Below are 290 nucleotides of genomic sequence, written 5' to 3' on the forward strand. Positions count from 1 at the left end.
GGACCCCGGCGAGACGTCGGCGGAGGCGGCCGCACGGGAAGCCTTCGAGGAGGTCGCACTGCGGCTCGATCCGGACCACCTCGAGGAACTGTTCGAGGTCCGCACGCAGGCGCACGGCGAGCCCGAGGGGCGCCAGGTGCACATGCGGGTGTTCCTGGCGCGGACCGGCGACGAGCCCGTCCCGTCCGGAGAAGTCGGGGCCGTGCACTGGACGACCAGCGCAGACGCCGGCCGCTGCCCGCCGGCGGGCGTGGACGTTCTCCACCGTCTGGTCGAGCTCGGCCTGATCG

General features: G+C 74.1%; 1 protein-coding gene. It reads left to right on the plus strand.

What is annotated here, in order from left to right:
* Window positions 1-290: NUDIX domain-containing protein (locus SB719_RS19585; RefSeq protein WP_412159658.1), on the plus strand; the 290-nt coding region annotated here is incomplete at both ends.

Source organism: Pantoea sp. SIMBA_079, from assembly GCF_046940275.1.
Lineage (GTDB): Bacteria > Pseudomonadota > Gammaproteobacteria > Enterobacterales > Enterobacteriaceae > Pantoea > Pantoea borealis.